Raw genomic sequence first — 13,673 nt, 5'->3', positions numbered from 1 at the left:
TATAAGAAAACCTAAACTTTTCAAAGAAGAAACTATAATGGTTGCAGACTGCCGACTGTCTGGTTATCTCTCCGATTGTTTTCGTGAAAACATTTTAACTCGGAAGTGTAATTGTCTCCCACTACAAAATATTTCCGTGATAAAAATGAACATTGTTGTATTGTTTTGCAAACCAAGAATAGCCAAAATTAAAAATTTCAGTGTTTCTATTTACAACAAATCAACACAATTGATCGTAACTGAAATTACAAATTTCTTATAAATAAAAACATTTATCCGAAACTCGTAAGAGTTTTGCGTGTACAGCCCCAATAACACGTAAATTGTCTGTCCTGTTTACAAAAAGAGAGATTATTTTTTTCTACACCCTAACTTTTTTAAACACCGCTACTGAAAGTTTAGATAACAATAACCAACTTTTCTAAGATGATTTTAAATACAATACATTTTGTATCCGATCAGCAATTGTAACTTTTTCTTGTATCTAATTAGGACTTTATAGATTAGTCCTCAATCGATAATCGATCGTATATAAAATTTCAACTTTAAGTAAGAAAAATCTTCTTGTAACCAATGTCGCAGTAGCGATTTACGATAAGTAATTCTATGAGGTAACCCTCATCGCGGATCTTTACACGTTGTAGACATTCCGGTAGAAATGAAGAAAATGAGAAAATCTCTAGTTTTTCGATCAGAAAGATATTAACTCTCTTCGAGAGTTATACCAGAAAAGAGTACAAAACTGTAGAAGAGTGACATAGCAATCATGGAACCTTCTTTTCCGGATGGACGTAAGATGCGCTGGGAAGAAGATGAACTGGAAAGACGAAGTATCTAAATTTTTTCTCAATATACAATTTCGATTTTTTCGATTTTACCTGTCTAGAGACTAACAGGACTTTCTAATACAAAAGAATTCCTCAATTTCTCTCAATACTAATGAATCGCCGTATGAGTTCCGGTATTATTAATAAAGTTCTTACATGCATATGGCTTTTGCGAATGTTTTTGCATGAGATTTGGTTGTTTTCTAAATAAAATAAATCTTATCTTTAATTACGATCAATTCACAATACAACTCGTGGAACATTGCCTTTGTTACTACTACTACGGGACCCAAGTAAGAAACTGTATCGAGATACTCTCTGAGTGGACAAAAAAATTTATTTAGGAAAGTCTCAAAACAGAAAAGTATTGAGAATAGCTTTCAAGTGTCTTAGCTATCGACAGAATCAGGAACCGTTGTGATTCTCTTAAAGAGACTAATTAAAAATCTTGTGTTTATCGCACTAATACTCTGTGTTTTCTTTTCAAGAAATGTATTGTCCTTCATTTCTCTACAAAATATTGTAGACAAGATGATAGCTGACTTGCAACAGAACCGGTTGCAATTAGTAAAAAACCCAAAATTAATCAGCCAATTCGTCGATCGAAAATTAATTCCTTATATTGATATGGACCGAGTGGTTATCTCCATTGTTGGTCGTCGCTATTGGCAAATGGCTACTGCTGTACAAAGAAAATTATTTATTTGGGAACTAAAAAAATTAGTCGTTGCAATCTATTCGACAATATTGACTTCTTATGATAAGAATCACATTAGGTTTCAACCAATTCGAATCTCTAGTAAAATGGATAACCAGAAAGAAGTGACTGTAGAAGGTGTTATCATTTGTCAAAACGGCCAACAAGTTCCTATCAGGTACAGTTTAATCAATGAAAAAGGCCAATGGAAAATTTGTAATTTCAATATCAAAGGTATAGTACAAAACTACCGATCTCAGTTTTCAGGAATTTTTGTTCAAGCGGGAAGATTAACCACTCTATTGAAATATTTTGTTGGCGGATAAATGACTTGTTAAGATTTCTAATTCTTCACGACCGTTGCCCATTTCGATGCGGCTCTTTTTGTTGCAAAACAATTAGGTTTTGGAGTTTTGATAAAAAACTGTGGACAAATTAATTATTATGGGTGGTATACCCCTAAACGGAATCATTCGGATATCGGGAGCCAAAAATGCTGTTTTGCCAATTTTAGCAGCTACATTGTTGATCAAAGAACCGGTTATTTTAAGTAATATCCCTCGTCTCAACGATGTAATTGCCATGGTGAAATTATTAAGACGTATGGGAGCACGCATCGCTACTGACACAAAAATGAACATCGAAGTGGATTGTTCGTCCATTCAAGACGTTGGTATTCTTGATGAAGACACTTCTTGTGCTTTAGTGAAGACAATGCGCGCATCTATACTCATTTTAGGTCCTTTGTTAACTCGATTTAGAAAAGTAAAAATCTCTTTACCTGGAGGGTGCGCTATTGGCCCCCGACCTGTAGACCTCCATATTGACGGGATGCAAATCCTTGGTGCCGATATAGAATTGCAAGATGGATTTATTCGAGCCAGTTCGGAAAAACGTTTAAAAGGTACAAAGTTGCATCTGGAAAAAATTACAGTAACAGGAACGGAAAACCTCATTATGGCAGCGAGTTTAGCAGAGGGTCGCACTATTCTTCATAACGCAGCTTGTGAACCCGAAGTTCGAGATTTGGCTAATTTTTTAAATGAGAGGGGGGCATGTATTTCAGGAGCAGGAACAAAAACTATTACCATTGACGGTGTTGATCGATTGTCTGGAGGTCGGTATCATATTCTGCCGGACCGAATTGAAGCAGGTACTTACTTAGTTGCCGCAGCAGTAACTCGAGGTCACATTAGGGTTAAAGGTGTTTTACCGGAAACTTTATGGATTGTTCTACAAAAACTGCACGAAGTAGGCGCAAAAATTAGGATTGGCAGCGATTGGATAGATCTTGATATGAAAGGCCAACGACCTAAAGCTGTCGATATTACTACAGCCCCCTACCCTAAAATGCCAACCGATATGCAAGCCCAATTTATGGCACTTAATGTAATCGCAGAAGGAAATTCTGTTGTAAAGGAAACTGTTTTTGAAAATCGATTTATGCACGTACAAGAATTACAAAGAATGGGAGCTGACGTTAAATTACAAGGAAGTAAAGCTTTTATTTGTGGGAAAGAAAAATTGACCGGCGTTTCCGTTATAGCTACCGATTTGCGCGCTTCAGCCGGTTTGGTTTTAGCAGGTTTGACAGCACAAGGAAACACCATAATCGATCGAATTCGCCATATTGATCGAGGCTACGAATGTATTGAAGAAAAATTATCCCAGTTAGGAGCGGAAATTCGTCGTATATCTTCTTCACGCATTGTAACATGAAAATTTCGTAAACACCGTACGGAAAGAAACTTGTGAAATGCTTAAAAACTGCCTCTGTAAAATCCAACATAGAATCCAAATCTGTATTTGTAATTTGTACGTTTTGGAACGCACCGAAATCCTATTTCGTGCTTATTTGTTGCAATTAGAGAAATTTCTCTATAGCGGACGCGAATTTTTCCATTCTGTATAGAGTAGATAACATTATGAATCGTCAAAAGATTTTTTTAAGAGGTATTGTGCCAAAAAAATTAACAGGAATTCGTCTGGACCAGACTTTAGCCAAATTATTTCCAAATTATTCTCGCTCACAACTGCAAAATTGGATCCGAGCGGGATATGTATACGTTAATGGAACTAAAAAAACGCTCGTTCGAGAGACAGTACAAAACAATCAGTCAATTGAAATAATTGCATATCGTCTTAATCAAGATAGAAAAAGACAGGTTTTCGCTCAAGAACTGCCTTTAAACGTACTTTATGAAGACGAATCTCTACTGATTATCGACAAACCTCCTGGTTTGACAGTACATCCTGGAGCTGGTATTCCCGATTGTACACTGATTGACACTCTTCTCCATCGTAATCCACAGATGGCCGCTTTACCTCGTTCGGGCATTGTGCACCGTTTAGATAAAGACACATCGGGACTTCTAGTAATCGCTCGCAGCCTAACATCCTATCATCTTTTAATAAAAGCTATACAAACACGGAAAATTGTGCGAGAATATGAGGCTATCGTGAAGGGTACACCTATTTCAGGACAGACAATTCGCGCGCCCATTGGACGACACCCTGTAAATCGGACTCGTATGTCTGTTGTTAGTGATGGCGGTAGAGAGGCGACCACTCATTTTCGTATTCTCCAACGTTACAAAGCGCATACGCATGTTCGCATTCGATTAGAAACCGGTCGTACACATCAAATCCGTGTTCATATGAATTACATTCGACATCCTCTTATTGGAGATCAGGTGTACGGGGGTCGTCTTAGTGCCCCCTCTAATCTTTCAGATACTCTTAGAGCTACTTTACAGGCTTTCCGTCGTCAAGCGCTTCACGCAACTACTCTAAAGTTTTCTCATCCGTTAACTCAGAAAATAATGGAGTGGCACTCTCCATTACCCCAAGATATTTTAAATTTGTTAGAATCCTTATCGAAAAATGATATTTATGCTTCCAAAAGAAAAAATACATCGAATGAATAAAAACCAAAATTTCCTAGAACCCGCTTCTCAGAGAGCGGTAAATTTGCACTCTGTTAATTTTTCTTATTTCGATACATAAAGAAGAGTAGTGGGCGTAAAACTATTACGGACTGTTTTCTGTAATGTTGTTTCTGTAACGACCGCCCTTTTTTTGTTTTCACCCAGCAGCTGTGCGTATTTATCCTCCGATGTCATCAGAACGCATAACAGTCTTTCTTTTATGTTAAATAGAACTACCCCCAGCATTGTCAATATCATTGTAGAAAAATTCATTCTGCAACCATCCGGTGCATTACGTAGATTAGAAAACAAACAAAATTTTTTAGTACCTAAAAAAGTCCTTGGAGTTGGCTCAGGAGTTATTATCGACGCACAAAAAGGTTATATCATTACTAATACTCACGTAATTAAGGACCAAAAACTTATGTTGGTAACTCTTAAAGATGGTCGCCGTTATCGAGCCAAAATAATTGGTAAAAACAAAGGATTTGATCTTTCTGTAATTCAAATTAAAGCAAAACACTTAACCGAGATACCTTTTGGAAATTCTGATCAGTTGAAAGTGGGAGATTTCGTAGTGGCAATCGGCAGTCCTTTTGGATTAACCCAAACGGTAACTTATGGTATTATTAGCGCTCTGAATCGCCAAGAACCCCGAATCGATAATTTTCAAAATTTTATTCAAACGGACGCTCCCATCAATCCTGGAAATTCGGGAGGAGCGTTAATTGATTTGCAAGGTCGATTGGTTGGTATTAATACAGCGATTGTCACAACTTCTTCTGGAAACATAGGTATTGGTTTTGCGATTCCGAGCAACATGGTCAAAAATGTATCTGAACAATTGATTAAATACGGAAAAGTAGAACGAAGCACGTTGGGAATATCTGTTCAAAACATCACTCCTGAACTGGCTCACGCTTTAAATTTGAAACATAGCACTGGTGCTTTAGTAACTCAAGTCGTTTCCGGAAGTCCCGCTGAACGAATCGGTCTTCAAATTCAAGATATTGTTAAATCTGTCAATCGGGGTATTATTTGTACTTCCGAACAATTGCGTAACGTATTGGGGCTGGCGCGCCCTGGAACTGCTGTCCATTTAGTTGTTTTACGCAATAAAGATCGTAAGATCGTAAAATTTACGGTTACAATGGCAAATCCTAAAGATATATTGCCTAAACGCCCAATACCCTTTTTAGGGGGTATTCGTTTACAGCAACTCAATGACCTAGAACCAAATAGTACCTTTTTAAAAGGGGTCTTAGTGTCTGCTATTAATGACGACAGTGATGGTTCTTTATCCGGTTTACGGATTGGAGATGTCATTTTAAGCGCCAACGGACAAGAAACTCCCACAATCAATAAATTGATTGAAATTATAGAGCAGAAACCTAAACAACTGCTGCTAAAAGTAGCTCGAGGTTCCGAACGATTGTTCCTAGTAATCCAAACAAAGTGAAGAGGACGTCATTTGATATTGATTTTTAAGATTCCTTATTGAGGTAAAGTTTTTTTAGCTCTGTTTTGTAGAGAGATAAGAGTCCTAGTGACGACGCTTTCTTACTAACTAGTACACTAAGAGGGGAGTTTTTATCATTTGTCAATCCTTTCATTCAACTCAATGGGCACGTAGCTCAGCGGTAGAGCGTCATCTTGACGTGGTGAAGGTCGTTGGTTCGACACCAACCGTGCCCAATCCCTCTTCCCCCCTTAGGGAAGGGTTAGGGGAGGGAGCTAATTTTATTATTCTAATTTGTGGTTGTTTGGTTGTTTTTATTATTTTAAAATTAACCCCTTCCTATCAGAGAGGAAGGAAGAAACTTTCGATATGTTTGTTAAAGAAACACATCACCTCAATCCGAACAAAATTTTATATATTCTTCTTTGCAGTTTTGATATCGATCGAAAAAAAAACGCGTTTTAGCAGCTTTCTCCTTCAACAAGAGGACGTGTCTGTTAATTTTAGAAAAGGGTTGGATTCCGACCAGACTATTGGTTTGAAAAATTTCAGTAGCTTCTAAGAGGTCCTCTGGATATAAAGTTTTCTCTTCTACTACAGAATTTCCTATCTGCGCAGAGATTCTAATAACGATAGCTCGTACAATTCCCGGGAAAATACCATCCTCAATCCGAGGAGTAAATATTTTTCCGTCAATCACAGCAAACAAATTTCCAATACTAGTTTCAGAAACAGCGCCTTTTGTATTGAGCATCAAACCTTCTTGATATCCTGCTCTAACAGCTTTTTGCCTGGTCAGTACAAATTCTAAGCGATTTAATGTTTTCACTCGATTTAGAAGAGAACTTTCATTCCGTTTAACGCTTGTAACAACGTGCAGAGTGGAAGAAGATGAAGATGTTGAATCAAACCGCCCACATGGGTCGCCATAGGGTGTGCTTCTAATTACTAAGGTAGGAGGCGGAAGAGTATCAAGAGGCGTCTGGAAACCTGTTTGAGAAATTCCACGAGTCAAAGTGATTCGGAGAGCAGCCGATTTCAATAGTGAATTAATTTTCAACAATCGCATACATTGATTTTTAAGCTCGAGTAATGAAAATTTAAAAGGAATTTCCAATTTCAAAGCAGAAATTTTCAGGCGGCGGTAATGTTCCTGAAAAAAGAGCAAACACCCACTTTCGACTTTGATAGTTTCAAATATACCGTCTCCAAACAAGAATCCCCGATCATTACTATGAATTGCAGGCAAATCCATCGAGACAACGTTGTTGTTTACCAAAATTTTCATAATCTCTTGTAACGAAATTATTAAGCAACTGAAGACCTTGTCTTGTTAGAACAGATTCTGGATGAAATTGTACACCGAATATTGGATAGACACGATGGCAAATTGCCATAATTTCACCCTCTGGGCTTTCTGCCGTAATTTCGAGACAATTAGGAAATTGAGTTTTGTTAATAATGAGCGAATGATAACGACCCGCAAAAAAGGGATTCGGAACTTTCAAAAAAAGAGACTGTTCATTATGATAAATCTGGCTGGCTTTTCCGTGCATAGGGCGATCAGCGCGGCGTATCTTCGCGCCGAAGGCGTATCCAATAGCCTGGTGTCCTAGGCATACCCCTAAAATTGGAACGTGAGACGAAAACCGTCCAATAACGTCAATTGAGATACCTGCTTGTTCCGGCGTTCCAGGTCCAGGAGAAATTACGATATGAGAAGGCTGAAGTGTTTCTATTTCAGAAAGAGTGATTCGGTCGTGACGATGTATTAGTATTGTATAACCCAACATTTCAAAGTATCTTCCTAAATTGTAAACGAAAGAATCGTAATTATCGATAAGCAGAATCATAATTAAAAAAACTCTACATACACTAAAGTGGGAAAATAAATTAAATAATGTGTTTCACATTAGAAATTTGTAAAAATAAAACAGAATCTAATAGTCAGAACAAAAAATGTCAAATATTCAAGAACTTTACTGGATTTCCATCCCTTACCGAGATCCTATAGACTACGCAGTCGTTTTTAGCGGATCAAATTTTTTTGTCTTTTTAGACAGCATGCAATTTAATTCTAAGTTAGGCAGGTACAGTTATATTGCTGTAGATCCGTTTGCTACTCTCGTTTATCGAAATAATGAAATTTACTTCAGCAATAAAATAGTAAAAACGGAAGAAAATATTTTTACTTTCCTGCAGCAAAAACTAAGAACTCTCTCGTTTTCTTTAAACCCTGATCTCCCGCCTTTTCAAGGCGGGATAGTAGGTCTTTTCAGCTACGATTTAGCTAGAGACTTAGAAAATTTGCCCAATCTTTCTCAGGATGATATGCAATATCCTCATATGACTATAGGGTTCTATGATTTGGTTATCGCCTTCGACCACGTAAAAAAAAAGGCTTGGATCATCTCTTCAGGACTACCAGAAAAAAATAAATTGAGGAGAAAACAACGTGCAGAATCACGTCTGTTCCAATGTTTGGAAAAAGTAAAAAACACCAAAATGTCACCAATTCTGGTAAAGAAACCTTTGATCAAAGAAAACGATATTGACAATCATTTTACTAAAAAAACCTATGTAGAAACAGTAGAAAAATGTCGTCGCTATATTTTGAACGGCGACATATTTGAAGTTAATTTATCGCAAAGATTTCAAAGCAATTTTCCAAAAAATTCGGAATTTATTTTATACCAACGAATTCGAAAAATAAATCCCGCTCCGTTTGGAGCCTACGCTCGATTTGACGATATAACCATTATTTCAAGCTCTCCAGAACGATTTTTAAAAATATACAATCGGAAAGTAGAAACAAGACCTATAAAAGGTACGATCGGGCGTGCTCAAGATAAAAAAGAAGATCTTGCATTGTCCAGAAAATTAGAAACAAGCAGTAAAGAACGTGCAGAAAATACAATGATTGTAGATCTTATGCGTAATGACTTGTCAAAAGTTTGTTCTACTAGATCAGTTAAGGTAGCTGCATATTGTAAAGTAGAGAGCTACGAGACGTTGCATCATTTAGTATCTACTGTAGAAGGGAAATTAAAAAAAGGGTTTCACGCGATTGATTTGTTGCGTGCTTCCTTTCCAGGAGGTTCGGTAACGGGAGCTCCTAAAATAAAAGCTATGGAAATAATCGAATATCTAGAACCTACACGAAGAGGTCCTTATTGTGGTAGCATAGGATATATTGGTTTTGATGGAAATATGGATACCTCAATTCTTATTCGAACATACATCGTTAAAAACAACATTATTACATTCCAAACAGGTGGAGCGATTGTTCTGGATTCTGATCCTGTCATGGAATACGAAGAAACACTTATCAAAGCCGCAGCCTTAAAAAAGGCACTAATCGCAGAAATACAGTAAAAAAATGAATTTACAACAGGACAAAGAATATAAAAAAGGATGTATAGAGAAAAGAGAAAAATTACGACAATTAAAAGTCCATACTGCTCAAATCGCGTTTCGAAAATGCATTTGACTTTTATTTTTTGGGGGGGTTGAGTCAAAAAAAGAACACCGTACACTAAAACTAGTCAAAAATACAAAGGGTACTCGTCGCTTTTTTGTTATGCCTCTATAAAAAATAGGGATTTTATCGTGCCAATAATCGAATTCCCATACGGGAATATAAAAGAATTTTCAAGACCTATAACTGTTAATGAGGTCATTGAATCTATCGATTTGGATCTTTTGAAAACCGCTCTAGCAGCTAAAATCAATAATCGTTGGGTAGATATTTCTTCTTCAATTGAGGAAGATTCTGTTCTGACAATTATCACTGATAAGGATCCTGAAGGATTGCAAATTATTCGACATTCTACAGCACATCTTCTGGCTCATGCTGTAAAAGAATTATTTCCTAAAACTCGAATTGCGGTTGGACCTGTAATTGAATATGGATTTTACTACGACTTTGCTTTTAAACATTCTCTTTCCTCAAAAGATCTCGAAAAAATTGAGAAAAAAATGTATGAAATCGCCAAGAATAATTTGAAGATTGAAAGAAGAGTGTTAAATCGAAAGGAAGCCTTAGCTCTCTTTGGGAGAATGGGAGAAACATACAAAGTTGAAATTATTCGAAATATTTTAGAAAAAGAACCGATAACGGTATATCAACAAGGCAATTTTATTGATCTTTGTCGCGGGCCCCATATACCCAATACGGGACTATTGAAAGCCTTTAAATTAACAAAATTGTCGGGTGTATATTGGAAAGGTGATAGGAAAAACGAAATGCTACAGAGAATCTACGGAACAGCATGGACCAATATTCAGGATTTAAAAATCTATCTTTCTCGTTTCGAAGACTCCAAAAACCAAGACCATCGTGTACTTAGCAAGAAAATGAATTTGTTTCATTTCCAAGAAGAGTCTCCTGGTAACGTGTTTTGGCATCCTAAAGGATGGACTGTTATTCTTCAGATGCAAAAATACATTCGTAGTCTGACCTGCAAATACGGATATCAAGAAATTAGCACACCTCAATTGATCAAAGAAACATTGTGGGATAAATCAGGACACCTAGAGAAATTTAGGGACGATGTTTTCAGTGTATCTGTAGAATCACAACAATACGTAATTAAACCAATGAGCTGTCCGGCTCATATCCAAATGTTCAGTCAAAGTATTAAGAGCTATCGCGATTTACCCATTCGCTACTCTGAATTTGGCGTCTGTCATCGTAACGAGCCATCAGGTTCTTTACATGCCTTAATGCGACTGAGAAGTTTTATTCAAGATGACGGGCACATTTTTTGTACAGAAGAACAAATGTATTGGGAAATATCAGATTTTATCGACCAATTACGTGCGGTCTATTCCAATTTTGGTTTCAAAAAAATTATTTATAAATTGTCCACTCGACCCGAAAACCGTGTCGGAGAAGACGAAATCTGGACTAAAGCAGAACAAGTTTTATCGAAAGTATTGGATACAAAACGTATAAATTGGGAGATTTTGCCCGGAAAAGGTGCTTTCTATGGACCCAAAATTGAATTCTCTTTACAAGATTGTTTAGGACGAATATGGCAGTGCGGGACAGTACAAATCGACTTTTCGATGCCAAAACAATTATCTGCGTATTACGTAGATAAAGAAGGTTCTAAAAAAAATCCCGTAATGCTACATCGTGCTATTTTAGGTTCTTTTGAACGTTTTGTAGGAATTTTGTTGGAAGAATATTCTGGAAAACTACCTCTTTGGTTAGCGCCTGTGCAAGTGGTTGTCATGAGCATTACAGATCGACAAGTTGATTACGTTAAAGAAATTGTAGAAAATCTCCAAAACCTAGACATTAGAGTTATCTCAGACTTGAGAAATGAGAAGATCGGTTTTAAAATTCGCGATCATACTGTCGATCGTGTGCCTTATCAAATTATCGTCGGCGATCGTGAAGTTGCTGATAAGACAATAACAGTTCGCACATTGCAAAGTTATGAAAAATCAACCGGTTCTACGTTAGAAGAATTTTCCCGTCAGTTGAAAGCGAGAATTGATCAACATGACACAAATTTCCGGTAGAATTAACTTGTTTTACGGAGGTAGCGTATTAGATTGAAACATGTACGTATTAATAGGCAAATTCGTGTCCCAGAAGTACGATTGCTCAATAAAGAAGGTGAACAAATGGGGGTTGTAATTATTGATCGCGCTTTGACTCTTGCAGAAGAATCTGGATTGGATTTGGTTGAAGTGTCTCCAAAAGCTAGTCCGCCCGTCTGCCGCATTATGGATTTTGGAAAATATCAATTTGAAAAAAGCAAACAAAAAGCAGCTCAGAAAAAAAAACAACGATCTATTCATCTCAAAGAAGTAAAATTTCGTCCCGGGACGGATATAGGGGATTATCAAATTAAATTACGAAAGATTACAATTTTTTTGGATCGTGGAGACAAAGTAAAGATAAGTTTACGTTTCAGAGGACGAGAAGTGCAACATCGAGAATTAGGATTGGAATTACTAAAACGTATCAAGCGCGATTTAGGTAATATTGTTGTTGAACAGGAACCTAAAATGGAAGGTAAACAAATGACAATGATTGTCATGAAAGGCAAAAATGAGAGTAAAAATGAGAGAAACAGACTAAAGAGTGAGAATTATGCCAAAACTAAAGACCAATCGTGGAGCTATGAAGCGGTTTAGAGTAACAGGACGGAACATCATTAAAAGATCTGCATCCAACCACAATCATATCCTAACCAAAAAATCCCAGAAGCGAAAACGCAGATTGCGTAAGTTACATAGAGTTGTCGGAAGCGATGTTAGAGCAGTTAAGAAAATGTTAAAAATGTAGGATTTTTCGAGTGCTGAAAATTAGAAAAGTAAGTATAAAGAAAAAAATAAGAGTTTCATTTTGTAGTGGAGAAATAATGTGCCAAGAGTGAAAAGAGGAGTGATCGCAAGAATTCGTCATAAAAAAATGTTGCATAAAGCAAAAGGTTACTATGGTGCTCGAAGTCGTATCTATCGTGTCGCGAAACAAGCCGTAATAAAAGCAGCTCAATACGCTTATCGTGATCGTAAACAAAGAAAACGCCAATTTCGTACTGTATGGATTATACGCATCAATGCTGCGGCACGACAATACAATCTTTCTTACAGTCAACTGATTTACGGATTAAGCAAAGAATCAATTTTAATAGATCGTAAAATATTAGCGCATCTAGCGGTAAACGAAACATTTGTTTTCGGACAATTGGTCGAGAGATCTAAGAATGCGTTAAATAAATGACAATACGACGGAAATTTGTGAAGAATCGATTAGTGGAAATAGAAACTCTTTTACAAACCGCAAAAAGAGCTATCAATACGGTGTCAACAGAATCGGAATTGGGAAAAGTTCGCGTCTTTTATCTAGGAAAAAGAGGGCAATTAACAAAGTTGTTAAAATTGCTAGAGCATCTTTCTTGTGAAAAAAGACCGGAATTTGGAAAAGCAATTAACTACGCTAAGAATAGCATCCAAACTTTACTCGATAAAAAATCTGTAGAATTGCGTAAAAAAACCCTCCATGAAAAATTAACTCAGGAAAAAATTGACATAACTCTCCGCGGTCGATACGACAATCTTGGAACTGTACATCCTATCGTTCTCGTTTCTGAACGAGTAACTCAATTGTTTGTTTCTCTAGGTTTCCAAATTGTCGAAGGGCCAGAGATTGAGAATGAATACCATAATTTTGAAGCACTAAACATTCCTTCCGATCACCCTGCGCGAACAACAGTGGATACCTTCTATTTTTCAGACAACCAATTATTGCGAACGCATACCTCCAATATGCAAATACGGATAATGAAAAAACAAAACATACCAATTCGATCAATGGTATTGGGTCGAGTATATCGTCGCGATTTTGATGCTACTCATACACCTATGTTCCATCAAGCAGAAGGGCTTGTAGTAGACAAACAGTGTGCGTTTTCAGATTTAAAAGGTCTGTTGCGACAGTTTTTAAATTCTTTCTTTGAAAATACATTGTGTGTGCGTTTTCGCCCTTCCTACTTTCCTTTTACTGAGCCTTCGGCTGAAGTCGATATTTACCAATCGGACACTAAAAGATGGTTAGAGATCTTAGGTTGCGGTATGGTTCATCCCAACGTATTGCGTAATGCGAATATTAATCCAGATGAATACAATGGGTTTTCTTTTGGTATTGGTCTTGATCGACTGGCTATGCTTCGTTATAACATACCCGATTTGCGTCTCTTTTTCAGAAACGATTTACGTTTTTTGAAGCAATTTTAATATCTATA

At 36.9% G+C, this 13,673-nt stretch carries 11 protein-coding genes, 1 tRNA gene and 1 pseudogene; 11 read left to right on the top strand and 2 right to left on the bottom strand.

The genetic code is table 11. The features are described 5' to 3' along the window. Window positions 1-1,244 precede the first annotated feature (1,244 nt). The 5 genes from EGQ50_RS01105 to EGQ50_RS01085 all read left to right on the top strand — a co-directional run bounded on the left by EGQ50_RS01105 (window position 1,245) and on the right by EGQ50_RS01085 (window position 6,146). On the top strand, window positions 1,245-1,850 hold the full coding sequence (locus EGQ50_RS01105; protein ID WP_369692073.1) for an MlaC/ttg2D family ABC transporter substrate-binding protein: 606 nt from the start codon (window positions 1,245-1,247) through the stop codon (window positions 1,848-1,850). A gap of 100 nt (window positions 1,851-1,950) precedes the next feature. Next, window positions 1,951-3,243, top strand: coding sequence for a UDP-N-acetylglucosamine 1-carboxyvinyltransferase (murA, locus tag EGQ50_RS01100; RefSeq protein ID WP_159747816.1), 1,293 nt, complete (start codon window positions 1,951-1,953; stop codon window positions 3,241-3,243). 206 nt (window positions 3,244-3,449) lie between these two features. Beyond that, window positions 3,450-4,451 (top strand): 23S rRNA pseudouridine(1911/1915/1917) synthase RluD, encoded by a 1,002-nt coding sequence (rluD, locus tag EGQ50_RS01095; RefSeq protein WP_159747814.1) that lies wholly within the window; start codon window positions 3,450-3,452, stop codon window positions 4,449-4,451. 220 nt (window positions 4,452-4,671) lie between these two features. Next, window positions 4,672-5,910, top strand: coding sequence for a trypsin-like peptidase domain-containing protein (locus tag EGQ50_RS01090; protein WP_159747812.1), 1,239 nt, complete (start codon window positions 4,672-4,674; stop codon window positions 5,908-5,910). A 164-nt stretch (window positions 5,911-6,074) separates the two neighbouring features. Next, window positions 6,075-6,146: transfer RNA gene (locus EGQ50_RS01085), tRNA-Val, on the top strand. Window positions 6,147-6,304: 158 nt separating this feature from the next. On the opposite strand, the gene EGQ50_RS01080 is transcribed toward EGQ50_RS01085, so the two are convergent. Further along, a complete protein-coding gene (locus tag EGQ50_RS01080) occupies window positions 6,305-7,198 on the bottom strand; it encodes an aminotransferase class IV (protein WP_218939758.1) in 894 nt (297 codons plus the stop codon). Continuing rightward, window positions 7,143-7,763 (bottom strand): anthranilate synthase component II, encoded by a 621-nt coding sequence (locus tag EGQ50_RS01075; protein WP_159747808.1) that lies wholly within the window; start codon window positions 7,761-7,763, stop codon window positions 7,143-7,145. The genes EGQ50_RS01080 and EGQ50_RS01075 overlap by 56 nt, the downstream gene beginning before the upstream one ends. 106 nt (window positions 7,764-7,869) lie before the next feature. Between EGQ50_RS01075 and pabB the strand changes: the two genes are divergently transcribed. From pabB to pheS, 6 genes and pseudogenes are all read left to right on the top strand, one after another. Further along, the gene (gene pabB / locus EGQ50_RS01070) at window positions 7,870-9,285 is read left to right on the top strand and encodes an aminodeoxychorismate synthase component I (protein WP_159747806.1); all 1,416 of its coding nucleotides are present in this window, start codon (window positions 7,870-7,872) and stop codon (window positions 9,283-9,285) included. A gap of 234 nt (window positions 9,286-9,519) precedes the next feature. After that, window positions 9,520-11,442: a threonine--tRNA ligase gene (gene thrS / locus EGQ50_RS01065; protein ID WP_159747804.1), complete on the top strand. Its 1,923-nt coding sequence runs from the start codon at window positions 9,520-9,522 to the stop codon at window positions 11,440-11,442. Window positions 11,443-11,475: 33 nt separating this feature from the next. Next, window positions 11,476-11,982: pseudogene (gene infC / locus EGQ50_RS01060) on the top strand (translation initiation factor IF-3); the annotation flags it as partial. Between the two features lie 37 nt (window positions 11,983-12,019). Next, entirely contained in the window at window positions 12,020-12,214 is a 195-nt protein-coding gene (rpmI, locus tag EGQ50_RS01055; RefSeq protein WP_159747802.1) for a 50S ribosomal protein L35, read from the top strand. Between the two features lie 78 nt (window positions 12,215-12,292). Further along, the gene (rplT, locus tag EGQ50_RS01050) at window positions 12,293-12,652 is read left to right on the top strand and encodes a 50S ribosomal protein L20 (RefSeq protein ID WP_159747800.1); all 360 of its coding nucleotides are present in this window, start codon (window positions 12,293-12,295) and stop codon (window positions 12,650-12,652) included. A gap of 17 nt (window positions 12,653-12,669) precedes the next feature. Further along, window positions 12,670-13,665 (top strand): phenylalanine--tRNA ligase subunit alpha, encoded by a 996-nt coding sequence (gene pheS, locus EGQ50_RS01045; protein ID WP_218939757.1) that lies wholly within the window; start codon window positions 12,670-12,672, stop codon window positions 13,663-13,665. Window positions 13,666-13,673: the final 8 nt, after the last annotated feature.

The organism is Coxiella endosymbiont of Amblyomma sculptum (genome assembly GCF_009883795.1).
Lineage (GTDB): Bacteria > Pseudomonadota > Gammaproteobacteria > Coxiellales > Coxiellaceae > Coxiella.
The sequence above is the reverse complement of the archived record's forward strand: the minus strand, read 5'-3'. Positions and strand labels throughout refer to the sequence as shown.